The following is a 24,905-nucleotide window of genomic DNA, read 5'->3' on the forward strand; positions in this document are numbered from 1 at the left end:
GTCACATCCAACACCTTTGCTGGCTGCAAACCGCTATCGCGAGCAAGCTTTGCTCCCACAGATTCGCCCACACAGGTCTTGGCTTCAGTTGAGTGACATCAGCACACGATCAGTCGCGAACGTAGATGATTTCCGGACCGTCTTCGTCATCCACATCCTCTTCGTCCCAATCGTCATCACCGATGTCATGGACCGACTTCACGCCACTGCGACGCAGGGCACGCTGGTCGTCCAGCGCCTGCAACTGGGCACGAGCCTCGTCTTCGATGCGCTGATCGAGCTCGGCCAGCTCTTCCTTGTAGGCCGGATCGTTGGCCAGACGGTCGGCGCGATCTTCCAGGTAACGCATGATGTCGTGGCACAGGCGCTCGGTGTTTTCCTTGGCGATGGCCGAGATCACATAGACCGGACCTTCCCATTCCAAGCGGTCGACGATTTCCTTGACCCGCTCCTCGTGTTCTTCTTCGAGGATCTGGTCGCACTTGTTCAGCACCAGCCAACGGTCACGCTCGGCCAGGGCAGGGCTGAACTTGGTCAGTTCGTTGACGATGACTTCGGCGGCATCGGCGGCACTGGTTTCATCCAATGGCGCCATGTCCACGAGGTGCAGCAGCAGACGGGTACGGGACAAGTGCTTGAGGAAGCGAATGCCCAGGCCCGCGCCCTCGGAAGCGCCTTCGATCAACCCCGGAATATCGGCGATCACGAAGCTCTTCCAACGATCGACACTGACCACGCCCAGGTTCGGCACCAGGGTGGTGAACGGATAATCAGCGACTTTCGGCTTGGCCGCCGACACCGAGCGAATGAAGGTACTTTTACCGGCGTTCGGCAGGCCCAGCAGACCCACGTCGGCCAGCACTTTCATTTCCAGCTTGAGGTCACGCTGCTCGCCCGGCTTGCCTGGCGTGGTCTGGCGTGGCGCACGGTTGGTACTGGATTTGAAACGGGTGTTGCCCAGGCCGTGCCAGCCGCCATGGGCGACCAACAGACGCTGGCCAGCCTTGGTCAGGTCGCCAATCACTTCCTGGGTGGCGGAATCGATCACCGTAGTGCCGACCGGCACGCGCAGGATCAGGTCTTCACCCTTCTTGCCGGTGCAGTCGGTGCTGCCACCGTTGGAGCCACGCTCGGCATCGAAGTGCCGGGTGTAACGGTAGTCCACCAGGGTATTGAGGTTTTCGTCGGCGAGCATATAGATCGAGCCGCCGTCGCCACCATCACCGCCGTTCGGGCCACCGTTTTCAATGAATTTTTCCCGACGGAAACTCATGCAACCATTGCCGCCGTCGCCGGCCTTCACTCGAATCGATACTTCATCAACAAACTTCATGACACACGCCTCTCGCCATACGGACGAGCCAAAAAAACAAGACATAAGACTCTTGCAAAAATGAGCGCAGCGACCTGATGACACGCCCCAACCGCAGCGCCGACAGCCCATACAAACAGTTTTGCAAGAGACTCACCCCACAAACGAAAAAGCCCCGTCGCAAGACAGGGCTTTTCCAGCGGTCTCGCAATTAAGCTGCGATAACGCTTACGTAACGACGACCGAAGGCGCCTTTTACTTCGAACTTGATCACGCCTTCGACTTTAGCGAAGAGGGTGTGATCCTTGCCCATGCCAACGCCGTAGCCAGCGTGGAATTGGGTGCCGCGCTGACGCACGATGATGTTGCCTGCTTTGATAGCCTGGCCGCCATACATCTTCACGCCAAGGCGTTTGGCTTCTGAGTCGCGACCGTTACGGGTACTACCACCAGCTTTTTTGTGTGCCATGAGTTCAATTCTCCTAGTGAGGAATTAGGCTGAAATTAAGCCTGAATACCGGTGATTTTGATCTCGGTGTACCACTGGCGGTGGCCCATACGCTTCATGTGGTGCTTACGGCGACGGAACTTGATGATGCGGACTTTATCGTGACGACCTTGGGAGATCACTTCAGCCACAACGGTAGCGCCAGCAACGACTGGAGCGCCGATATTCACGTCATCGCCATTGGCGACCAACAGAACGCGATCAAAAGTCACGGATTCGCCGGTAGCGATTTCCAGTTTTTCGATCTTCAGGTATTCACCTGGGGCGACCTTGTATTGCTTGCCACCAGTAACAATTACTGCGTACGACATGGTATTTCTCCGATAATCCTGCTCACCCAGCGCTTTATAAGAAGAGGTATTGGCTGGCATGGCTGCATGGGCTGGAAGGCCCGGATGCAATTGCGTAAGGCAGGTGCTGCCCAGGAAGTTCAGGGTGCGCGATTGTACGCAAGCCAAGACAGCCTTGCAAGTAGCCGTCCATCGCGCCTTGACACCTGCGGACGTGGGTCCTAGCATGCCGCGCAACCCTTCTGGAGCACCTGTCGCTGATGCAACCCCAAGCTTTCTACCGCGCGGTGGCGGACGATTTTAGCGCCGTCGACGGCATCATCAAGAAGCAGCTGACTTCCCGAGTGCCTCTGGTATCGAAAATCGGCGACTACATCACCTCAGCCGGTGGCAAGCGCCTGCGTCCTTTGTTGGTGCTGCTGTGTGGCAAGGCCCTGGGTCGCGAAGGCGATGACATGCGCCTGTTGGCCGCCACCATCGAATTCCTGCACACCGCGACCCTGCTGCACGACGATGTGGTCGACATGTCCGGCATGCGCCGTGGCCGTTCGACCGCCAACGCCATGTGGGGCAATGCCCCGAGCGTGCTGGTGGGCGACTTCCTGTATTCGCGCTCGTTCGAAATGATGGTCGAACTGGGCTCGATGCCGGTGATGAAGATCCTGTCCCAGGCCACGCGCATCATCGCCGAAGGCGAGGTGCTGCAACTGTCCAAGGTGCGTGACGCCAGCACCACGGAAGAAACCTACATGGAAGTCATCCGCGGCAAGACCGCCATGCTCTTCGAAGCCTCGACCCACAGCGCCGCGGCCCTGGCCGGCGCCAGCGCCGAGCAGAGCGAGGCGCTGCGCACCTTTGGCGATCACCTGGGCGTGGCTTTCCAATTGGTGGACGACCTGCTGGACTACAAAGGCGACGCCGAAACCCTGGGCAAGAACGTCGGTGACGATCTGGCCGAAGGCAAGCCGACCCTGCCACTGATCTACACCATGCGTGAAGGCACGCCAGAACAGGCGGCCCTGGTCCGCCAGGCAATCCAGAAAGGCGGGATCGAAGACCTGGAGAGCATCCGTGCCGCGGTCGAAGCGTCTGGCTCGCTGGACTACACCGCGAAACTGGCCCGGGACTACGTCGCCCGCGCGATCAAATGCCTCGACGCCCTGCCGGCCAGCGAATACCGCGATGCCCTGGTGGAACTGAGCGAGTTCGCGGTCGCCCGTACCCACTGATACACAAGGGATTTTTTTGTGGGAGCAAGGCTTGTGTGGGAGCAAGGCTTGCCCGCGAAACCGGCGACTCGGTTTCTGAAGGACCGCATCGTCGCCATCGCGGGCAAGCCTTGCTCCCACAAATTCCCTCGCCACAGGATCTCCGAACGCAGCACCGTCCCTCTTTCGCCACAAATCCCTATATAATGTGCGCCCTTTTGTCCTCCTGATACCCAAGGAACCTTAGTGAGCACGTTGCCTCCCTGCCCGAAATGCAATTCCGAATACACCTACGAAGACGGTACCCAACTGGTCTGCCCGGAGTGTGCCCACGAATGGTCCGCCAGCGGCGAAGCTGAAGCGGTATCCGACGACACCGTGAAGAAAGATTCGGTCGGCAATGTCCTGCAGGACGGCGACACCATCACCGTGATCAAGGACCTCAAGGTCAAGGGCACTTCGCTGGTAGTCAAGGTCGGCACCAAGGTCAAGAACATCCGCCTGTGCGATGGCGACCACGACATCGACTGCAAGATCGACGGCATCGGCCCGATGAAACTCAAATCCGAGTTCGTCAGAAAAGTCTGATCTTGCTGTATTCCATCCCGCACCCCGTGTGCGGGATGGTGCCCCACCCTCCCCGCTCCAGCCCCATTTCTCGGGCGCCGGCCAGGTGCCAGCCGTCTTGAGCGGCCACAACCCATCACCAGAAAAACAATCGGAACACCAATAGAGGCTTGCTATTTAGCGAATAAGAATTATTCTCATCGAACCCCATCAAGGAGATGAGAACCATGACTTATTTGATCGATGCCTGGCTGGACCGCCCACATCCCTACCTCAGGATCCTGCATCGGGAAACCGGGGAAGTCTGTGCAGTGCTTGAAGAAGAAGCCCTGAACGAGCTGCAGGACCAAGGAGACCTGGACCTCAACAGCCTCAATTCCAGCGAACCGTTGGTGCTCAAGGAGCTGGTGCGCAATCTGTTTCTGTTCTGCTATGCCCGGGCGTTGCGCCCGACTGGCGATTTCAATGCCAGGTTCCACGGATGAACGCAGAAGTCATGTGGGAGCGGGCTTGCTCGCGAAAGCGGTGTGTCAGTTAACGATAATGTCGACTGACAGTCCGCATTCGCGAGCGAGCCCGCTCCCACCTATTTGCCCGACGCTAAACCAGGCAGGGTCTTACAGAACGTCCAACAGCTCGACGTCAAACACCAGTACGCTGTGCGGCGGAATGCTGCCAACGCCTTGAGCGCCGTAAGCCAGTTCGCTCGGCACGTACAGGCGCCATTTGCTGCCGGCGTTCATCAGTTGCAGTGCTTCGGTCCAGCCTGGGATCACGCCGCCTACCGGGAATTCGGCTGGCTGGCCACGATCATAGGAGCTGTCGAACACGGTGCCGTCGATCAGGGTGCCGTGGTAATGGGTACGCACCTGGTCTTCACGGGTCGGCTTGGCGCCTTCACCCTGAGTCAGCACTTCGAATTGCAGGCCGGAAGCCAGGGTGGTGATGCCTTCACGCTTGGCGTTTTCGGCCAGGAATGCACGGCCTTCGCCAGCAGCGGCTTCAGCCTTGGCAGCGGCTTCGGCCTGCATGATTTCACGAATGACCTTGAAGCTGGCGGACATCTCTTCCTGGCCCACGCGGCTTGGCTTGCCGGCGAACGCGTCGGTCAGGCCGGCCAGGATCGCGTCCAGGCTCACGCCCGGTGGCGGGTTGTCGCGCAGTTGGTCGCCCAACTGGCGGCCAATGCCGTAGCTGACGCGGGTTTCGTCGGTGGACAGGTTAACTTCGGACATGATGCTGCTCCGCTGTGCGGACGGCTCCAGAGTTGCCGTGTGTACCACAGCGCCTCCAGGAGCGCCCGGAACCAAAAGGGCGAGCAGACTAGCACAGATGCCGGGGCGGGTGACGAGCCCCGCATCAAGGGCCGCCGCCAGAAACGACAACGCCCACCTGCTTCTCAGCAGGCGGGCGTCGCGCCTGGGCGATAAAACGACCTCAGTGCTTGGTCAGTTTATCCAGGTAACCCATGGCAAATGCCGAGACCACGAAGGTCATGTGGATGATCACGTACCACATCAAGTGTTCGGGATCGACGTTCTTGGCATCCATGAAAATGCGCAACAGGTGGATGGAGGAAATGGCCACGATCGAGGCAGCAACCTTCATCTTCAGCGATGAAGAGTCCATGGTGCCGAGCCAGTTGAGTTTTTCCTTGTCGTCACCGATGTCCAGTTGCGAGACGAAGTTCTCGTAGCCGGAAATCATCACCATCACCAGCAGGCCGCCCACCAGCGCCATGTCGATCAGCGACAGCAGCACCAGGATCAGGTCGGACTCGGCCATGGAGAACACGTTGGGGATGACGTGAAAGACTTCCTGGAAGAATTTCAGCGCCAGGGCCAGCAAGCCCAGGGACAGCCCGAAATAGATTGGCGCCAGCAGCCAACGGGAGGCATACATTGCGTTTTCGATAAAGCGTTCCATTGAGTCTCACACCAGGGCTGAAAAATCGCGGCGAGTATATCAGCCACGACTGGCCCCACAAATGCCGGGGCCCTCCGTGGTCCCTGCCCTTGTGTCAAAACTTTACTGCCAGTGTCCGCGCGGTGTTGGCCTTCAGTGCAGCGGGCGAAACTCGAAGCCACCCACGTTGCGACAACGGCCTCCATTGATTTCACGCAGTTGGGCTTGCATGTGCAGGGACCAGATCTGCGGGTCGTCGGCCAGCTCATAGCCGTGCAATGTCAGGCTCTGCACAATGGTATCGAGGATGGATTCGGCGGCAGTCGGGCCGGGGAATGGCCCCTGGGCCTTGATGGCGGAAGGTTGTTCACCGGCCATTCCGGCGGCGAAGAGCAAGGTCCACATCCCGGTATCTCCCGCCAGGGGACGGATGGCGCATTCGATACGGGTGACAAGGCCCAGGCATTGACGAGTGAGGCAAAGGTTGCGCGACATGGCGGCGCCCCTCGGTAGATCCGGTATTCAGTCTCGGGAAGAGGCTGTTTCGATCCGATGATGACTCTCGTTATCCTTGAGCAGAGGATAGAAGAAAAGTTCCGACCGCAAGGGGTTTCGAGACCAGAATGCGCCGAGCGGTCACAGTGTGAATATTGACGCCAAAGTGGTGGCACCTTTCAGTAATAATCCACAAAATATTGATTGTGAGAGCAAGCCTGTGGGAGCAAAGCTTGCTCGCGATGGGGTTGTCATATGCAACATTTCTGTTGACTGGACAAACGTTATCGCGAGCAAGCTTTGCTCCCACAGGCTGTTCTCCCACAGGGGCTTGCGGCGGTCAGGAAAACATCAAGCCGGCTTGGCCTCCGCCAAGGCTTGCTGCGCCAGTTCCTTTTCCGCTTCCTTGATGTCGTCTTCGCTGATCATCTCCGCGATCACCCGCAGCCGTTCCACCACCCGGGCGTTGACGCTGCCCTCCGGGAACTCGCCGTTTTCATCCGGCTCGCCGGCAGGCTCACCCACCAGCAGGCTCAGGGCTTCGTCGGCCTGACGCACTGCATAAACATGGAATTGACCGGCGCGCACGGCAGCCAGGACTTTCTCGTCGAGCATCAGGGTGGCGACGTTGGCCTGGGGAATGATCGCCCCCTGCTCACCGGTCAGCCCACGGGCTTCGCAGAGGCGGAAGAAGCCTTCGATCTTCTCGTTGACCCCGCCCACCGCCTGCACTTCACCGAACTGGTTGATCGAGCCGGTGATGGCGAAGCACTGCTTCAACGGCGTTTTCGACAGAGCCGAGATCAGCGTGCAAGCCTCGCCCAGGGACGCACTGTCGCCGTCCACGTAACCGTAGGATTGCTCAAGGGCGATGCTGGCCGAGATCGCCAACGGGAACTCCTGGGCATAACGGCTACCCAGGTAGCCGGTGAGGATCATCACGCCCTTGGAGTGGATCGGCTGGCCGAGGTTGACCTCCCGTTCGATATCGACGATGCCGCTGCCGCCCGGGTACACCGTGGCGGAAATTCGCGCCGGCACACCAAACGCCGAGTCGCCGACCTCAAGCACCGTCAGCCCGTTGCACTTGCCCACCGCCGCGCCGTCGGTGTCGATCAGGATGATCCCGGCCAGCATATCGTCGAGGATCCGTGCCGAGACGCGCCCGGTACGGGTAGCCTTGGCCTTGAGGGCCCGCTCGATGTGGCCGGCGTCGGTCATCTCGTCACCGGCCAGTTGGCGAATGAAATCCGCCTCGCTGACCAGTTGGAACAGATCGCCGATACGCGCCGACAAGCGCCCCTGGTGTTCGGCCAGCCGCGCGCTGTAGGTCGCCAGGCGCGCCACCGCGTCGGCGGTCAGCGGCGCCATGCCCTCTTCCGAAGTGCGGGTCTTGAGCAACTGGGCGAACTGCTCCAGGCTCTCGTCGCCCATCGGGATGTCTTCGTCGAAATCCACCAGCACGCGAAACATTTCCTGGAAGTCCGGATCCAGGTCCTGCAAGGCGTAATACAGCTGACGGGCGCCGATGATCACGACCTTGACCTGCAACGGGATGTGTTGCGGTGTAAGGGTGACCGTCGCCAGCCGTCCCAGCTCGCCCAGCGGCGATTCCATCTTCAGCTTGCGCGATTGCAGGGCGCGCTTGAGCGCATCCCATACGAACGGCTCGCCGAGCATTTTTTCCGCTTCGAGAATCAGGAAACCGCCATTGGCCCGGTGCAAGGCACCCGGACGCAGCTGCCGATAGGTGGTGTAGAGCGCGCCCTGGTCGGTGCTGTATTCAATCCGGCCGAACAGGTTGTCGTAGGTCGGGTGCGGCTCGAACACCACCGGCGCGCCACCGCTGGACGGATGCCCCACCACCAGGCTCGGGGCGTATTGCTCCTCCAGCAGCTTGCGGGCGATGGCGTCGGTCTTGCTGTCGTCCACCAATTGCTCGACCACGGTCTTGAGCAGATAGACCTGCATGGCCTGCAAATAACCGCAGACCGCAGCGTTCTCGGCGTACTTCTCCGACAACGGTGCCAGCAACGGTTGCAGGGCCAGAGTGATGGTTTCTTCGTTGAGCTGGCGCAGTTGATTACTGGACTCGCGCTTCCACTGCGGCAGGCTGGCGAGCTCTTCGTTCAAGCGCTCTTCCAGGCCCGAGATGTCCTCATGGAAACGCTCGCGCTCGGCTTCCGGCAACTGGGCGAATTCCGCCTCGTCCAGGGCCTTGCCTTCACTCATCGGCGTGAAAGCGATGTTGCTGCTGTCACGATACAGCGCGACATCTTTCTCCAGCGCCAGGCGCTCGATCACATCCAGGGCACGGTCGTAGCGCTGGTTGAAGGCGCGGTCGATGGCGCTTTTTTTCTGCTGGTAGGACGGGTGTTCGAACACCGCCGGGAAAGTCGCCAGCAGGTTGTCGATCAGGCCGTTGATGTCGGCGATGAAAGCCCCGGCCGTGCCCGATGGCAGTTCCAGGGCACGGGGTTCGCGGGGCTCATCGAAGTTGTTGACGTAGACCCAGTCCGCCGGGGTCTGCAGGCGCTTGCCTTCGGCCTTGAGGTAGCGTTTGACGAACGAGAACCGGCCAGTGCCGGGCTCGCCCATGACGAATACGTTGTAACCGGGGCGCGGCATGGCCACGCCGAACTGCAAGGCTTCGACCGCACGTTCCTGGCCAAGCACACCGCGGAAGGGCTCCAGATCATTGGTGGTAGAGAAGCTGAACTGTTCAGCGGAAAACGGACGGGTCAGCGCTTCGGGCGCTAGACGCAAGCTGGCAGCAACAGGATCAGGCATCGGGCTTCCTTACATCAGGCGGGGCAGATAGCGGCATTCTGGCGCCGCCTGTACCTGACTGGCAAGGAGCGTCTCTGCCAAAGCATAGTCAACGGGAAAACCTCGGGCAGGCCCGTAGAGGCGATCGCCCGTAATGTTTTTGCAAAATGTCACGGAACCCTGGGATCGTGCCTAAACTCCAAATTGCGCGGCTGGAACAATAACCGGCCCACTGGCGCCTAGCCCAACAGGAACGAGGTGCCAGACCCTGTCCATCGGTATGCACATAAAGAGAACATAGCTATGAAACGGATTCTTCTCGGTACTCTCTTCACCGCTGTATCCATCAACGCCATGGCTCAGGCGCCGGGCGGCCCGGATTGCGGCTGGGGCAACATGCTGTTCGAAGGTCAGCGTGGCACCCCGGCTCACTTCCTGGCATCCACCACCAACGGCACTTCCGGTAACGCTACCTTCGGCATGACATCCGGCACCAACGGTTGCTCGACCAACGCGGCACTGACCTACGGTGGCAAGTCCTGGCTGGCCATGAATGGCATGATGAACGAGCTGTCCGAGGACATGGCCAAGGGTCAGGGCGAAGCGCTGACCACCTACGCCGTGGTACTGGGCGTAGCCCCGGAAGACCGCGCGCACTTCTCCGCCGTCACCCACGAGCACTTCCAGCAGATCTTCAGCAAGGCTGACGTGACCGCCGAAGATGTGCATACCAATACCCTGGCCGTGTTGAAAAACGATCCTCGCCTGGCCAAGTACGCCACTCAAGCTTAAGCTCGACAGCACTCGCTCCTCTCGGGGAGCGGGTTTTCTTTTTGGGGCCCCTTCGGTCTTTTTTTTCGACTTTCCAAGTAGCCGACTATGCTCAAACGCCTTGCCTGGCTGGCGCTCTGTGTGTGCGCCCCGCTGTCCGCCGCGCCTCATGTCGATCCTCAACGTTTGCAGCAACTGGCCAATGACCGCTTCTGGATTTCCCTGGGCCACTACGAAACCGCCAAACTGGGTGGCTGGCGCAGCTATATCAGCGACAAAAAATTCTTCCTCGCCCCCGACGGCAATCAACATCCTGACCGAGAACTGACCGCCACGCTGCGAGCCCTCTATGGCCCTGCCAGCGCCGGCCAGCAGCATGCCCAGTGCGTGTACCCGGCGCGAACGCGCTGGCTCAAGGCGCAGCTCAACCTGACCGACCTGCCGACCGTCGATTGCAGCGAATTCAACCAGTGGTTCAAGGACGTGTCGCCCCACAGCGCGGTGATGATCTTTCCCGCCGCCTACCTGAACAGCCCGTCCTCGATGTTCGGCCATACCCTGCTGCGCATCGACCAGGCCGACGTGCAAAGCGACAAGACCGCCCTGCTCAGCTATGCGATCAATTTCGGCGCCTACATCGAAGGTTCGGACAACAGCATCCTTTACGCCTGGAAAGGCCTGATGGGGGGCTATCCCGGCCTGTTCGCCCTGGTGCCATACCAAGAAAAGCTCTCCGAGTACCGTAGCCTGGAAAACCGCGACCTGTGGGAATACCGCCTGAACCTGAGCCAGGCAGAAACCGAGCGCATGGTCGAGCACGTCTGGGAACTCAAGCAGATCCAGTTCGACTATTTCTTCTTCGACGAAAACTGCTCTTATCGCCTGCTCGAGCTGCTGCAAGTGGCCCGTCCCAGCCTGCGCCTGACCGAACAATTCCCACTGACGGCGATTCCCACCGACACCGTCAAGGCAGTGAAAGAAGCCGGGTTGGTGGAAAGCATCCAGTATCGACCGTCCCGGGAACGGGAACTGCTCAGCCGCGCCGAGCCGCTCAGCGACGATGAGCAGCAATGGGTACTGAAAGTCAGCGCCGACCAGCAACAACTGCAAACGCCTGGATTCAAAGCGCTGGCGCGCGAACGCCAGGCGCTGATCATCGATGCGGCCTATCGCCTGGAACGCTATCGCGCCAATGGCCAGGAACGCGATCCGCAACGCGCCCAGCGCAGCTTCGAACTGTTACGGGCGATCAACCAGAACCCCGCGCCAGAACTCGAAATCCCGCAACCGGGCCTGCCCGAGGACGGTCATGAATCACGCACCTGGCAGGCCGGCCTCGGCACGCGGGGCGACCGGGCGTTCGGCGAATATGGCTTGCGCATGGCCTACCACGACCTCAATGACAACGCCGAGAGTTTCCCCTTGGGCGCGCAGATCGAGATCCTGCAATTGAAACTGCGCCAGTACGAAGGCAATGATTGGCAGGTGCAGCAACTCGACCTGGCAACCATTCGCTCGCTGACGCCGCGCAATGAGTTGCTGCAACCACTGTCCTGGCAGGTCACCGGCGGCCTGGAGCGGGTACCGGGCAAACACGACGATGAAACCCTGGTCAGTCACGTCAATGGCGGCGCGGGCGGCACCTGGGCGCTGGGTGAAGATGTGCTGGGCTTTGCCCTGGGCACGGTGCGAGTCGAGCACAACAATGACTTCGCCCAATTCATCGCCCCGGCCGCCGGCTTCAACAGCGGTGTGCTGTGGAAAAATCCCATGGGCAACCTGAGCCTGGAAGCCAAGGGCGATTATTTCGTCAACGGCGAAGTGCGCCGTAGCCTGAGCCTGAATCAGCAGTGGGAATTGTCCCGCAACCTCGGCCTGCGCCTGAGCGCCCAGCGGGAATTCAGCCAGTTGGCCTCGCCGGAGAACGAGGTGATGCTTGAGGTGAAGTGGTACCACTACTGACAACGGCGCGTGCAACGAACGGATTAATCACCGGCCTTTCACGCCTTTCTGACGAATTCACTCCTAGACTTCTTGTATGAGCGGGAATCGGCGGAAAAGCGGAATGAAGCGTGTGGCAGTGGTCCTGGGTATGTTGATGTTGCTCGGTGGCTGTGAAACCACCCACGAAGACTTGATCGCCCGGGGTTATCCACCTGCGTTCGCCGACGGCTACGACGATGGTTGCAGCAGTGGCCGGCAAGCGGCGGGTGTGATCACCGGCCAGTTCAGGAAAGACGTACCGCGCTACCTCAAGGACCCGCGCTACGCCGAAGGCTGGAGCGATGGTTTCCGTCAGTGCCAGGCCATGCGCGAGAGCGAAGAGCGTAATGCCTATCGCGAACGCCATTGGGACGAACGTGAACGGGCCTGGCAGCAACAGAAAGACCAAGACGCCGCCCGGGCTTATCGCTCGCAGTGAGTCGCGTACAGACATTCATCGAAACCAAAACCCTGCGACCATGGCCCAAACTCCAATAGAGGAGAACACCATGAGTCGCGCTTTCGTCAACGAAGACAACGCCGCAGCCCAGGCCGACCAGCCGGTCGAACGCCAGGTCAGTGCGCAACCCAACTACGTGACCCCTTCGGGACTTGCCCAGTTGCAGGCCCGCGTCGCCCAGTTACAAGCGCTACATGGCCAACACGCGGCCAAAGGCGATCAAGCAGACAAACAACGCATCGCCGACATTGAACGCGACCTGCGCTACTTCAACCAGCGTTTGCAGAGTGCGCAGGTCGTTGTACCGACATCAATGGATCAGGTGCGGATCGGACATTGGGTGACCTTCGTCGACGAGCATGATCATGAACAGCGGGTGCAACTGGTCGGTGAAGACCAGGCCGATGCGGCCAGCGGACTGATCAACTGGGGCTCGCCGCTGGGGCGAGCGTTACTGGGAGCGAAGGTCGGGGATGAGGTGATCTGGGAGCGACCGGTGGGGAATCTCGCCATTGAAATCATTGCGATAGAGCTTGATTAAGCGACTGTCATTAAGTGCACCGATAAAACATTGCAAACCACTCTCATCACCAACAGGATCGGCGTTCTAAAAGCTCTATCACTAGAAGGTGATGACAGTAGGTTACATGCCTGTAGCAACATGTAACCGCAACATAAGGTCATAACGACAAGTTGGTGTCAAATCAGGAGCATGCTACTGTTTTTCCCGCACCCCAACAGGTGCATAACAACAAAAGAGGAGAAACATAATGAGCGAACAAATACTGGCAATGTCAGGTGACTTCGACGGTGACTTCATGTCCTACCGACAAGTTAACAGTCTTGGCATTGAGTCAGCAGCGCGGACCATTGTCGAGTGCGGCACCATAGGGTGCACCGCTCTTTTGTGCTAAATCCCACCCTTTCAAAGTCGTCCATGCAACACGACTTTTAACATCCCTAATCCCATTCATAAAAAACTTCATTTCACATCCTACAGTTCGGGCGCACTGATCGGCTCCGATTGACCGCAGATTACTGTACGTGATGTTTAATAATTGATGAGGAAATACCATGAGCGAAAAAATCCTGAACATGTCCGGCGACTTCCATCTCGAATTCGACGCTTACCAAGCGCCCGCCAACAACATTGGGGGAATGCTGGCAACCACGATGGAATGCAATACTTTTGGAACGTGCACCAACCTCGAATGCTCGACAATCATGTGTTAACCCCAGTTAACCAATCATCACACAGGCAACACTTATAAACATAGAGCAGGCATCGCCTGCTCTATCCATGCCAGGAGCTACGGCATGCTTGTTAACGCTTTGAAGTTGGATCAGCGAGGGAAGCACAGAGGTTCTTCCGAAGGCGACATCGCCCTTTTTGAAAACAACCTGACCCGTCTGCATGCTGACGACCAAACCTTGCTGAATCACTTTGGGTTGAACAGGGAACAACTGGTCTCTTATATCAAGGAACCTATCAACCAGCAGTGCTTGCCCGCCGATGGCGAAACCGCCTTGAACACCCTCAAGGATAAACTTGCCCGCCTCGATAGCATTAGCATTGAAAAAGAAAGCTCAGGCGGCACGGATAATTTTTATTGGTTCAGCTATCGTTTTTTTCTTTATTTCGTCGACACCTTCAAGGCCGATGAGCGCTATTTGAATGCGTCAACGCACATTGATGAACCCGCTTTGTTTGCAAGCCTTGAACGCTATGTCCTGGCCCGGGTTGGACGCACGGCAGAACAAAGCCTGGTCCATTATTTGAATACACGAATTGCGAACGGTGATGACATTGACCTGAACGGATTCAATGAGCATCTGCACACATTGCCGCTGCTGAAATTCTTCGAATCCTACCCAGTGCTGGCGACACTGCTGTTTGACCTGCTGGAAGACACCCTCCATTACCTTTATGCAGTCATTCACAACTTCGCCGACGATGCGGAAGCGCTGGAGCGGGAATTTTCGATCCCATCCCGGAAAATCGAGGCTATCGAGCTTGGCCTGGGTGACCCCCATGGTCGCGGCGAAACGGTTTGCCAAGTCAAAATCAGCACGACTTCATTGGTCTACAAGCCAAGAGCAAACCGGGAGGCGATTTTTTTCTATCGTCTTCTTGGACAATTGCATGAGTGGACAGGTGCGGATTGTTTTTCCATCCACACCCCAAGGATCCTCAGCCGCGAGCGACATAGCTGGGTAGAGAAAATCGACAACCTGCCTTGTGACAGCGAAGCGGAGGTTGGACTGTTCTATGAAAAAATGGGGGCACAAATAGCCATCATCCATGCGTTGAATGGGATCGACTTTCACTACGAAAACATTATCGCGTGCGGCAACAGTCCGGTCATGATTGACCTCGAGTGTTTGTTCACGGCTTCCACCAGCGACCTGCTCACTGACCTCCCCGCTGGCTGCGCACTGTCCAATAGCTTTAAATTGGTCCAGCGGTCGATATGTTCCAGCGGCTTCGTACCCTTTTCACAACAGTCCAGAAACGACCAAAGCGGTCTGACCCGGCAAGCTCTATTCATCTCGACCCGCAATTCCCTGATTTTCGACAGTGGCTTTTACCATCTGCGTAAAGTTGAATTCGAACACCACCTGATGCAAAAACACCTGCCTCTTTTGCAGGGTGAGCGCAAGGGGCCCGAAGCTTATAAAGCAGAGCTTCTCCAAGGCTTTGAATATGCCTATGGCAGACTCATGGTTCATCGGCACGCGATCATGCAAAGGCTTGAACAAGCCGCAGGCGAACTGTCGACCCGGGTGTTGCTGAAAAACTCTCAGCGCTACGCTGATTTCATCGGGCTGATCCGCCACCCACGCTTCATGCAAAACATGCTCGACAGAGAACTTCTGCTCGCGACCTTGTGGAAAGATTTGAAAGAACCCTATCGGAAAAAGGGCATTCCCCGCTATGAAATAGCCGACCTGCAAAGGTCCAGCATTCCGTGCTTTACCATGCCGCTGAACGCCAACTATTTTACGAGCGCACAGGGTGAAACAATACCGATGGCAGCCGTGGAGCCCCCGCTAGAAAGCTGCCTACAGAAAATAGCCAACCTGTCTCGCAAAGACTGGGCCTTGCAACGCACCTTGCTCGAAATCTGTTTGTTCCCAGAACAGAATGGACATCTTCCATCGCGTATCGAGCAGCCCCTGGCGAACCTTGAAAAGGAGCCCCTCGACGCGATCCTGAGGATCAGCACCCGCCTCGAGGAACTCGCAATAGTGGGCGCAGTAGAGGATGTAAGCTGGCTGTCTTTCCATACACACCCCACGACTCAGAGAAAATATCCGTCGCCAATGGATCACGGGCTGTACTCCGGTATCGCCGGGATTGGCCTGTTTTATCTGAGCCTGTTCAAGGTGAGCGGCAAACCACACTTTCTGTCACGCATGGATCAGGTCCTGGACTCACTGGAACAACGCTTCGGCTTTTTCAAAACCGATTTGACTGTCAGCGCGTATCACGGACTGGGGGCTTACCTCTATCTGCTCATCAATCGTCGCCAGATCACTGGGGACGCCAGGCATGATGAGAAAATTGCTGGCCTGCTGACCCAACTGATTGAAGTGCCTCCTGAAGACTATGATTTCGACTTCCTGGGCGGTTGTTGTGGTGCTGTGACACTGCTGGCCAATATCCATGCACTCTCTGCGCAAGAGGATGTGCGGCCGGCGATCCAACGCATGGTCGACTACATAAAGAGCCAAATCCTGATTGAAGACGGCCAGCTTCTGCGACGTGATGAGCGCTCCGTCATTTTGACAGGCTTGTCCCACGGCCTCTCGGGTGTCATCCATGCATTGTGCAAAGCCTATGAGGTGACCGGCGACGTGACCCTGGTGCCCCTGGCCGTCCAGGTGCTCGAGGGAGAAAACCGCTTGAGTCGGGATGGTTTCTGGCTGGACCTGCGCAACCTCGGGCCGCTGGACCATGCGTCCAAATGGTGCCACGGCGACGGCGGTATCCTCATCGCCAGGCGACAGCTCATGGAGTCGATGGGGGACGCCCTGGACGAAGCGACCCGGCAGACAGTGCTCGACGATATACAGCGGTGCGAAAACAATCTCTGGCAACACGGGTTTGGCGATGGCTACAACCTTTGTCATGGCGATTTTGGCAATCTGCTCTGCCTGTATGACCTGTATCGACACTCGGATAATCCTGAGGGCATCAGCAGAGTCAGAAAAGCACTTGAGGATGTCTCCCGGCAGTTTTTCGAAGGGCCCTATCTCGACAGCGATCGGGTGCCCGATGTCAGTCTGTTGACTGGAATAACCGGTGCAGGCTATGCCTTGCTGTACGAGATGGATCCGACCCTTCCGAATATTCTTTCGCTCGATTTTGCGAAGCAGTCCACGGGATAAAAACAGCCACATACCTTGTGGGAGCGGGCTTGCTCGCGAAAGCGCTGGGTCAGTCAACCACAATGCTTGCTGATCCGACGCCTTCGCGAGCAAGCCCGCTCCCACAGGGAATTTGCGGCGGCCATAAAAAAACGGAGCCTTTCGAAGGCTCCGTTTTTTATGCAACTGACCGAATCAGGCCAGTTTCTTGTGCCGTACGCGATGCGGCTGGGCAGCCGCTTCGCCGAGGCGCTTCTTGCGATCGGCTTCGTACTCGGTGTAGTTGCCTTCGAAGAACACCGCCTGCGAGTCGTCTTCGTACGCCAGGATGTGGGTCGCCACACGGTCGAGGAACCACCGATCGTGGGAGATCACAATGGCGGCGCCCGGGAAGTCCAGCAGGGCTTCTTCCAGGGAACGCAGGGTTTCGACGTCGAGGTCGTTGGACGGTTCGTCGAGCAGCAGGACGTTACCGCCCTCCTTCAGGGTCAGCGCCAGGTGCAAGCGACCACGCTCACCACCGGACAGGTCCTTGACGAACTTCTGCTGGTCGCCACCCTTGAAGTTGAAGCGGCCCACATAAGTGCGCGACGGGATTTCATAGTTGCCGATACGGATCTGGTCGGAGCCGTCGGAGATCTGCTGGAACACGGTCTTGCTGCCGTCCAGGTCTTCGCGGCTCTGGTCGACGCAGGCCAGTTGCACGGTTTCACCGATTTCGATGCTGCCCGAATCCGGGGTTTCCTTGCCCATCAACATGCGGAACAGCGTGGATTTACCCGCACCGTTACCACCGATCACACCGACGATGGCGCCTTTGGGCATGGAGAACGACAGGTTGTCGATCAGTACGCGATCGCCATAGCCCTTGGTGACGTTCTTGAACTCGATGACCTTGTCACCCAGGCGCGGACCGGCCGGGATATAGATCTCGTTGGTTTCGCTGCGCTTCTGGAATTCCTGGGACTGCATTTCCTCGAAGCGTTGCAGGCGTGCCTTGGATTTGGACTGACGGGCCTTGGCGCCTTTGCGCACCCATTCCAGTTCTTCCTTCATGGCTTTTTCATGGGCCGACTGCTGCTTGGATTCCTGGGCCAGACGATCGGACTTGGCTTCCAGCCAGCCCGAATAATTGCCCTCATACGGAATGCCTGCACCACGGTCGAGCTCCAGGATCCAGCCGGCGACGTTGTCCAGGAAGTAACGGTCGTGCGTGATCGCGACCACGGTGCCTGGGAAGTCGTGCAGGAAGTGTTCGAGCCAGGCGACGGAATCGGCGTCCAGGTGGTTGGTTGGTTCGTCGAGCAGCAGCATGTCCGGAGCCGACAGGAGCAGGCGGCACAGGGCTACGCGGCGCTTCTCACCGCCGGACAAGTGCTCGACCTTCGCGTCCCAGGCCGGCAGGCGCAGCGCATCGGCGGCGACTTCCAGCTGGCGGTCCAGGTTGTGGCCGTCGCTGGCCTGCAGGATCGCTTCGAGCTTGGCCTGTTCGGCGGCCAGCTTGTCGAAGTCGGCATCCGGGTCGGCGTAGGCGGCATAGACCTCGTCGAGGCGCGCCTGGGCGTCCTTGATCACACTGACCGCTTCCTCGACCACTTCGCGAACGGTCTTGCTCGGGTCCAGCTGAGGTTCCTGCGGCAGGTAGCCGATATTCAGGTCCGGCATTGGCCGGGCTTCGCCATCGAATTCGTTATCGACGCCGGCCATGATTTTCAGCAGCGTGGATTTACCCGAGCCGTTGAGGCCCAGTACGCCGATCTTGGCGCCGGGGAAGAAGGACAGTGAAATGTTTTTCAGGATTTCCCGCTTCGGCGGAACAACTTTGCTCAGCCGATGCATGGTGAAGACGTATTGAGCCATGGTGAACCTAGCGTCAGTGACAGGTGAAAAGAACGAGCCAGGCCATGCGCGGCGCCGGCACTTGACGGTCATCAATGCCTGCGGGCGGATAGAGCCTGGGAATCTGGAGCTGGAACGCTCTTGTTTGATCGGCAAAGCTACCTCAACCGTCGGTCAAGGTCCAGCCGCCAGGGGCTGGCACTTTGCCACAAGTCAAGGCATGCTAGCCGCCCTTCGGGCGTCCGGCTTATAGTGCACGTCGCGCCAGTCCAGCAAACCGCAGGATTACAGCTTGTCCAACGTCACGCCGCCCCTGTCCCCTCGCGCACCCGCTGTCGTGCCCGGCTCGCCCCTGCGCGGGACATTGAAGGGCGCGCTGGCTACCCTCGTGCTGCTATTGCTCGGGTTGCTGTTCTGGCAATTGCTCGACCAACTGCGCGAAACCCAGCAGCAACAACGCCAATACACCATCGACTACACCGCCGATCTCGCCGCGCAGGTCAGCCTGAACATGGCCCTGAACGCGCAAATCGCCCTTAACCTGCTACCGATCGTCGAACAACCACAAACAGCCGACGAACAGCGGGCCCTCGTTCGCAAACTCCAGCAATCGCTCCCTGAATTGCGCAGCCTGGCACTGCTGAGCCCCTCCGGCCGAGTGCTCAGTGACAGCGACGCCGACAGTCACGACGCCGATTACCTGGGTGAGCTGGTGCGACGTAGCCGTGCCCAGGCACATTATTTCAGCAATGCCGAAGACGGCTCCGTGGTGCATCTATTGCTGCACCAGGCCAGCGGTAGCAGTCGTGGCTACTGGGCCCTGCGCCTGACGCCGAGCTTTTTCTCGACCCTGACCAAGCAGGCCGATGTGGGGCTGCGCCCGCTGTGGCTGGTGGAAAACCGTCTCAACCAGCAGATCATCAGCCGCGACGAAAGCCTGCCCTCGAGCAGCCCTACCCATTTGTCGCCGGATGACCTGGAGAACACCGTACTGACCATCCCCCTGAGCAGCAGCGACTGGCAGTTGCGGGGGCTGTTCGACCGTCGCCAGGTGCTCGAGCAACTGCTGCCGGCCTTCATCGGCAAATGCCTGCTGGGCCTGGCGTTTTCGTTGTTGCCAGTGATCGCGCTGTTGAACATGCGCCGGCGGCAGCGACAGTTGCATGAAGGTCGGCGGCGCTACCAGGACATTTTCGAAGGCACCGGCGTAGCCCTGTGCGTGCTCGACCTGTCGGGGCTCAAGGCCTTTTTTGAGCGGGCCGGCCTGCACAATGGCGATCAACTGCGCGCCTGGATGAAAACCTCTCATCAACTCGAACAATTGCGCCAGGAAGTTCACGTCACCGAAGTCAACCAGATGGCGTTGAAACTGCTCAACGTCGACTCCTGCGACCAGGCCTGGCAACTGCTGGTCGGCAAGGGTGCGCAGGAACACAACCCCGTTGGTTCGAAGCTGCTCGAAGCACTGCTCGACCAACACAAGCAACTGGAACTGGAAATCAAGCTCCAGGACGCCCATGGCCGCGACCAGCACCTGTGGCTGGTCTTGCGCCTGCCGGAAAAACAGCACGACTACAACGCGGTCATCCTGAGCATCAGTGACATCACCAGCCGCAAGCTGATCGAACTCTCGCTGCTCGAACGCGAGGGTTTCTGGTCCGACGTGGTGCGCACCGTGCCGGATCATCTCTATGTGCAGGACGTCATCAGCCAGCGGATGATCTTCAGCAACCATCACCTGGGCCAGACCCTGGGATACGACCGCACCGAACTGCACCAGATGGGCGAGTACTTCTGGGAAATCCTGCTGCACAGCGAAGACGCCGATCACTACCACAACCTGCGCCAGGAACAGCGCCGGGGCGGGTACACGCAACTGTTGCAATGCCAGCTGCGCTTTCGTCATCGCAATGGCAGATGGCGCTGCTTCGACATCCGTGAACAGGCCCTGGCCCGGGACCGGCACGACCAGGTGACACGCATCATCGGCGTGGCCAAGGACGTCACAGAGCAGATCGAGGCCAGCGAATCGCTGCGCGACAGCGAGCAACGCTACCGGATGCTCGCCGAAAGCATCAGCGACGTGATCTTCTCCACCGACAACAAGCTTTCGCTCAACTATGTCAGCCCGTCGGTGCAAGCGGTGCTGGGTTACACCGCCGACTGGATTTTCCAGAACGGCTGGCAATCGATCATCGCCAATCCGCAACAACTGACCGGCATCTACAGCCTGATGGACCGGGTCAGCAAGGCCCTCGACAAGCCCGAACAACTGGCCGAGCTGCGCAACCAGATGCAGACCCAGCTGTTCCTGTTCGACTGCCTGCGTGCCGACGGGCGCAAGATCCCCATCGAGTTGCGGCTGGTGCTGGTGTGGGATGAAAGCGGCGCGTTCGAAGGCGTGCTCGGCGTCGGCCGCGACATCAGCCAGCAGCGTCGCGCCGAAAAAGACCTGCGCATGGCCGCCACGGTATTCGAGCATTCGACTTCGGCAATCCTGATCACCGACCCGGCGGGCTACATTGTCCAGGCCAACGAAGCCTTCAGTCGCGTCAGCGGTTATGCCGTGTCGCAAGTGCTGGACCAGTTGCCCAACATGCTGACCGTGGACGAGCAGCAGGAAGCCCACCTGCGCTACGTGCTCAAGCAACTGCAACAGCACAGCACCTGGGAAGGCGAAGTCTGGCTCAAGCGTCGCAATGGCGAGCATTACCCGGCCTGGGTCGGCATCACCGCCGTGCTCGATGACGAAGGCGACCTGGCCAGCTATGTGTGTTTTTTCAGCGACATCAGCGAACGCAAGGCCAGCGAGCAACGCATTCATCGCCTGGCCTATTACGACGCCCTGACTCACCTACCCAACCGCACGCTGTTCCAGGATCGCCTGCACACCGCGCTGCAATCGGCCGAGCGGCAGAAGACCTGGGTGGTGCTGATGTTCCTCGACCTGGACCGCTTCAAGCCCATCAACGACTCCCTGGGTCACGCCGCCGGTGACCGGATGCTCAAGGAAATGGCCACGCGCCTGCTCGGTTGTGTCGCCGACGACGATACCGTGGCGCGCATGGGCGGCGACGAATTCACCCTGTTGCTACAGCCGCGCGCCAGCCGCGAAATGGCGCTGAACCGGGCCATTACCGTGGCCGAGCAGATCCTCGCCAGCCTGGTCCGGCCATTCGTGCTCGAAGGCCGGGAGTTCTTCGTCACCGCCAGTATCGGCATCGCCCTGAGTCCCCAGGATGGCAGTGAACTGAGCCAGTTGATGAAAAACGCCGACACGGCCATGTACCACGCCAAGGAACGCGGCAAGAACAACTTCCAGTTCTATCAGGCCGACATGAACGCCAGCGCCCTGGAGCGCCTGGAACTGGAAAGCGATTTGCGCCACGCCCTGGAACAGAACGAGTTCGTGTTGTACTACCAGCCGCAGTTCAGCGGCGATGGCAAACGTTTGACCGGCGCCGAAGCGCTGCTGCGCTGGCGCCATCCACGTCGCGGCCTGGTGCCGCCGGGAGACTTCATCCCGGTACTCGAGGAACTCGGGCTGGTGGTGGACGTCGGCGACTGGGTCATCACCGAAGCCTGTCGGCAGCTCAGGACGTGGCACCAGGCCAAGGTCCGGGTGCCAAAGGTCTCGGTCAACATTTCCGCCCGGCAGTTCTCCGACGGCCAATTGGGCACGCGCATCGCCAATATCCTGCGCAGCACCGGCCTGCCGCCGGCCTGCCTGGAGCTGGAACTGACCGAAAGTATCCTGATGCGCGAAGTCAGCGAGGCGATGCAGATTCTGGCCGGTTTGAAAAACCTGGGACTGAGCATCGCCGTGGATGACTTCGGCACCGGTTATTCCTCGCTCAACTACCTCAAGCAATTCCCCATCGACGTGCTGAAGATCGACCGCACGTTCGTCGACGGCCTGCCGTCCGGCGAGCAGGATGCACAGATCGCCCGGGCGATCATCGCCATGGCCCACAGCCTCAACCTAGCGGTAATCGCCGAAGGGGTCGAGACCCACGAGCAATTGGACTTTTTGCGCGAACACGGCTGCGACGAAGTCCAGGGCTACCTGTTCGGTCGGCCGATGCCGGCCAACCGGTTTGAAGCGCAGTTCAGCAATGATGCGTTGTTCATGCTCGACTGAGGCCTTGTACCATCTGGGCCGCCCTATCGCGGGCAAGCCTTGCTCCCACAGGGGAACGCAGACTTCTGTGGGAGCAAGGCTTGCCCGCGATAGGGCCTGCACAGGTGACACCCCTGTTGCGTGAAACCCATTCGTCCGCGACATGATGTCCTTTCATATGCCTTCCAAAACCGGTTGGGTTAGAATGCCCCCCTTTTCTGCCCCCGATCCTTGAGGACCGCCATGTTCAGCCGTGATTTGACTATTGCCAAGTACGACGCCGATCTCTTTGCCGCCATGGAGCAAGAAGCTCAGCGCCAGGAAGAGCACATTGAGCTGATCGCTTCGGAAAACTACACCAGCCCCGCGGTGATGGAAGCTCAAGGCTCGGTACTGACCAACAAGTACGCCGAAGGCTATCCGGGCAAGCGCTACTACGGTGGTTGCGAGTATGTCGACGTGGTCGAGCAACTGGCCATCGACCGCGCCAAGCAACTGTTCGGCGCCGATTACGCCAACGTCCAGCCGCACGCAGGCTCCCAAGCCAACGCCGCCGTGTACCTGGCGCTGCTGTCGGCCGGTGACACCATCCTGGGCATGAGCCTGGCCCACGGCGGTCACCTGACCCACGGCGCCAGCGTTTCCTCCTCCGGCAAGCTGTACAACGCCATCCAGTACGGCATCGACGGCAACGGCCTGATCGACTACGATGAAGTCGAGCGCCTGGCGCTGGAACACAAGCCGAAAATGATCGTGGCCGGTTTCTCCGCCTACTCCCAGGTCCTCGACTTCCCGCGCTTTCGCGAGATCGCCGACAAGGTCGGTGCCTACCTGTTCGTCGACATGGCTCACGTGGCCGGCCTGGTCGCCGCTGGCGTCTACCCGAACCCGGTGCCATTCGCCGACGTGGTCACTACCACCACCCACAAGACCCTGCGCGGTCCACGTGGCGGCCTGATCCTGGCTCGCGCCAACGCCGATATCGAGAAGAAGCTGAACTCCGCTGTCTTCCCAGGCGCCCAGGGTGGCCCACTGGAGCACGTGATCGCTGCCAAGGCGATCTGCTTCAAGGAAGCCCTGCAACCTGAGTTCAAGGCTTACCAGCAGCAAGTGGTGAAAAACGCCAAGGCCATGGCCGGCGTGTTCATCGAACGCGGCTTCGACGTGGTGTCCGGCGGTACCGAGAACCACCTGTTCCTGCTCTCGCTGATCAAGCAAGAGATCTCCGGAAAAGACGCCGATGCGGCGCTGGGCAAGGCGTTCATCACCGTGAACAAGAACTCGGTGCCAAACGACCCACGCTCCCCGTTCGTCACCTCGGGCCTGCGTTTCGGCACCCCGGCCGTGACCACTCGCGGCTTCAAGGAAGCCGAGTGCAAGGAACTGGCCGGCTGGATCTGCGACATCCTGGCAGACCTGAACAACGAAGCGGTGATCGACGCCGTGCGTGAGAAGGTCAAGGCTATCTGCAAGAAGCTGCCGGTGTACGGCGCTTAATCAGCTCGCCAAAACGTAACCAAAAAGGCCCGCATCGAAAGATGCGGGCCTTTTTTATTGGCGTTGTAAAACATACGATCAAACAACTAACGCCAGCCAGCATTTAACCTCCTGTAATACAGACAGCCCCACAAGGGATTAACAACTCAATAAGATCCAGTTCGCCCCATCCAAAATTTAATCAACAACTACAGGAGTCAATATTCACATGGACAGTGAAAATTCCTTTCATGCAACACTTGATATGTTTAGCGCTCACGTCAATCTACTGGAAAGGCTGCATGGCAAACCCGCGCTGGCGACCGTCAGCTCTTTCAGCGGTGGTTTTTATACCGGCAAACCCCAGACCCAGGATCATTCACACCTGCTTGGCATGCGCGCCGAAGATCCGAGGACGCGCGGTGAACCCTTGCGGTTGCACTTCCGGCATACCGCGAATGGCTATCTCCTGACCCTAAAAAACACTGGCGAGCACTACAACAAAGTGCTCAGTAAAAGCTGGTTCGAAGTACTTGGTGCAAAGGATCCCAATACTAAAAAGCCGACTCTCTTCACCCTTATCGACTTTCAACAGAATGTCATCACGCCGAAAAATATCAAATCCGGCCACACCCGCATTTCGCTCATGACCGCCAATAAAAAACATGTGGGGGGATTAAGACTGCGAGGTTCGCCTTATCTCTATCTTGCCGAGACGGAAGAACAGTCAAAAGCGACGTTCATTCTGAGTATTCTCTGAACAAAATACCCGTAGAACATTTTAATGTAAGACAGGGACAACCCATCTATCCCCTGTGGCGAGGGGATAAA

At 58.9% G+C, this 24,905-nt stretch carries 20 protein-coding genes; 12 read left to right on the forward strand and 8 right to left on the reverse strand.

The features are described 5' to 3' along the window. Positions 1-109: 109 nt before the first annotated feature. From cgtA to rplU, 3 genes are all read right to left on the reverse strand, one after another. The gene (cgtA, locus tag PSH86_RS26180) at positions 110-1,333 is read right to left on the reverse strand and encodes an Obg family GTPase CgtA (protein WP_039593902.1); all 1,224 of its coding nucleotides are present in this window, start codon (positions 1,331-1,333) and stop codon (positions 110-112) included. Positions 1,334-1,523: 190 nt separating this feature from the next. Then, entirely contained in the window at positions 1,524-1,781 is a 258-nt protein-coding gene (rpmA, locus tag PSH86_RS26185; RefSeq protein WP_003205738.1) for a 50S ribosomal protein L27, read from the reverse strand. Positions 1,782-1,816: 35 nt separating this feature from the next. Then, positions 1,817-2,131 (reverse strand): 50S ribosomal protein L21, encoded by a 315-nt coding sequence (gene rplU, locus PSH86_RS26190; protein WP_003176051.1) that lies wholly within the window; start codon positions 2,129-2,131, stop codon positions 1,817-1,819. Between the two features lie 239 nt (positions 2,132-2,370). Here rplU and PSH86_RS26195 point away from each other — a divergent pair, with 239 nt between their 5' ends. From PSH86_RS26195 to PSH86_RS26205, 3 genes are all read left to right on the forward strand, one after another. After that, entirely contained in the window at positions 2,371-3,339 is a 969-nt protein-coding gene (locus PSH86_RS26195) for a polyprenyl synthetase family protein (RefSeq protein ID WP_109756389.1), read from the forward strand. Positions 3,340-3,564: 225 nt separating this feature from the next. Beyond that, the gene (locus PSH86_RS26200) at positions 3,565-3,906 is read left to right on the forward strand and encodes a zinc ribbon domain-containing protein YjdM (protein ID WP_109756390.1); all 342 of its coding nucleotides are present in this window, start codon (positions 3,565-3,567) and stop codon (positions 3,904-3,906) included. A 206-nt stretch (positions 3,907-4,112) separates the two neighbouring features. Continuing rightward, positions 4,113-4,370: a hypothetical protein gene (locus tag PSH86_RS26205; RefSeq protein WP_116833489.1), complete on the forward strand. Its 258-nt coding sequence runs from the start codon at positions 4,113-4,115 to the stop codon at positions 4,368-4,370. A 132-nt stretch (positions 4,371-4,502) separates the two neighbouring features. On the opposite strand, the gene PSH86_RS26210 is transcribed toward PSH86_RS26205, so the two are convergent. The 4 genes from PSH86_RS26210 to PSH86_RS26225 form a co-directional block, all read right to left on the reverse strand. Then, positions 4,503-5,120 carry an FKBP-type peptidyl-prolyl cis-trans isomerase gene (locus PSH86_RS26210; protein ID WP_042731943.1) on the reverse strand — a complete coding sequence of 206 codons (618 nt, stop codon included), beginning with the start codon at positions 5,118-5,120 and terminating at the stop codon, positions 4,503-4,505. A 202-nt stretch (positions 5,121-5,322) separates the two neighbouring features. Further along, positions 5,323-5,811, reverse strand: a complete 489-nt coding sequence (locus PSH86_RS26215) for a TIGR00645 family protein (protein WP_003205748.1) — start codon at positions 5,809-5,811, stop codon at positions 5,323-5,325. A 132-nt stretch (positions 5,812-5,943) separates the two neighbouring features. Continuing rightward, positions 5,944-6,285 (reverse strand): hypothetical protein, encoded by a 342-nt coding sequence (locus PSH86_RS26220; protein ID WP_013694243.1) that lies wholly within the window; start codon positions 6,283-6,285, stop codon positions 5,944-5,946. A 351-nt stretch (positions 6,286-6,636) separates the two neighbouring features. Continuing rightward, positions 6,637-9,075, reverse strand: a complete 2,439-nt coding sequence (locus PSH86_RS26225) for a Lon protease family protein (RefSeq protein WP_109756391.1) — start codon at positions 9,073-9,075, stop codon at positions 6,637-6,639. A gap of 282 nt (positions 9,076-9,357) precedes the next feature. Between PSH86_RS26225 and PSH86_RS26230 the strand changes: the two genes are divergently transcribed. The 6 genes from PSH86_RS26230 to lanM all read left to right on the forward strand — a co-directional run bounded on the left by PSH86_RS26230 (position 9,358) and on the right by lanM (position 16,660). Continuing rightward, positions 9,358-9,846, forward strand: a complete 489-nt coding sequence (locus PSH86_RS26230; RefSeq protein ID WP_030140293.1) for a DUF3015 domain-containing protein — start codon at positions 9,358-9,360, stop codon at positions 9,844-9,846. 87 nt (positions 9,847-9,933) lie between these two features. Then, positions 9,934-11,787 carry a DUF4105 domain-containing protein gene (locus tag PSH86_RS26235; RefSeq protein ID WP_305485944.1) on the forward strand — a complete coding sequence of 618 codons (1,854 nt, stop codon included), beginning with the start codon at positions 9,934-9,936 and terminating at the stop codon, positions 11,785-11,787. A 103-nt stretch (positions 11,788-11,890) separates the two neighbouring features. Continuing rightward, positions 11,891-12,247 (forward strand): hypothetical protein, encoded by a 357-nt coding sequence (locus tag PSH86_RS26240; protein WP_109756393.1) that lies wholly within the window; start codon positions 11,891-11,893, stop codon positions 12,245-12,247. 70 nt (positions 12,248-12,317) lie between these two features. Beyond that, positions 12,318-12,809: a GreA/GreB family elongation factor gene (locus PSH86_RS26245; protein WP_109756394.1), complete on the forward strand. Its 492-nt coding sequence runs from the start codon at positions 12,318-12,320 to the stop codon at positions 12,807-12,809. A gap of 533 nt (positions 12,810-13,342) precedes the next feature. Continuing rightward, positions 13,343-13,501, forward strand: coding sequence for a hypothetical protein (locus PSH86_RS26250; RefSeq protein WP_162893868.1), 159 nt, complete (start codon positions 13,343-13,345; stop codon positions 13,499-13,501). Between the two features lie 84 nt (positions 13,502-13,585). Then, the gene (gene lanM / locus PSH86_RS26255) at positions 13,586-16,660 is read left to right on the forward strand and encodes a type 2 lanthipeptide synthetase LanM (RefSeq protein WP_305485949.1); all 3,075 of its coding nucleotides are present in this window, start codon (positions 13,586-13,588) and stop codon (positions 16,658-16,660) included. A 174-nt stretch (positions 16,661-16,834) separates the two neighbouring features. On the opposite strand, the gene ettA is transcribed toward lanM, so the two are convergent. After that, positions 16,835-18,499, reverse strand: a complete 1,665-nt coding sequence (gene ettA, locus PSH86_RS26260) for an energy-dependent translational throttle protein EttA (protein WP_018601028.1) — start codon at positions 18,497-18,499, stop codon at positions 16,835-16,837. A 271-nt stretch (positions 18,500-18,770) separates the two neighbouring features. Here ettA and PSH86_RS26265 point away from each other — a divergent pair, with 271 nt between their 5' ends. The 3 genes from PSH86_RS26265 to PSH86_RS26275 all read left to right on the forward strand — a co-directional run bounded on the left by PSH86_RS26265 (position 18,771) and on the right by PSH86_RS26275 (position 24,834). Further along, positions 18,771-22,619 (forward strand): bifunctional diguanylate cyclase/phosphodiesterase, encoded by a 3,849-nt coding sequence (locus PSH86_RS26265; protein ID WP_109756396.1) that lies wholly within the window; start codon positions 18,771-18,773, stop codon positions 22,617-22,619. A 222-nt stretch (positions 22,620-22,841) separates the two neighbouring features. Then, positions 22,842-24,095, forward strand: a complete 1,254-nt coding sequence (glyA, locus tag PSH86_RS26270) for a serine hydroxymethyltransferase (protein WP_058544066.1) — start codon at positions 22,842-22,844, stop codon at positions 24,093-24,095. A 208-nt stretch (positions 24,096-24,303) separates the two neighbouring features. Further along, the gene (locus PSH86_RS26275; protein WP_176689103.1) at positions 24,304-24,834 is read left to right on the forward strand and encodes a hypothetical protein; all 531 of its coding nucleotides are present in this window, start codon (positions 24,304-24,306) and stop codon (positions 24,832-24,834) included. Positions 24,835-24,905 lie beyond the last annotated feature (71 nt).

It is taken from the genome of Pseudomonas sp. FP2300 (assembly GCF_030687595.1).
Lineage (GTDB): Bacteria > Pseudomonadota > Gammaproteobacteria > Pseudomonadales > Pseudomonadaceae > Aquipseudomonas > Aquipseudomonas bijieensis.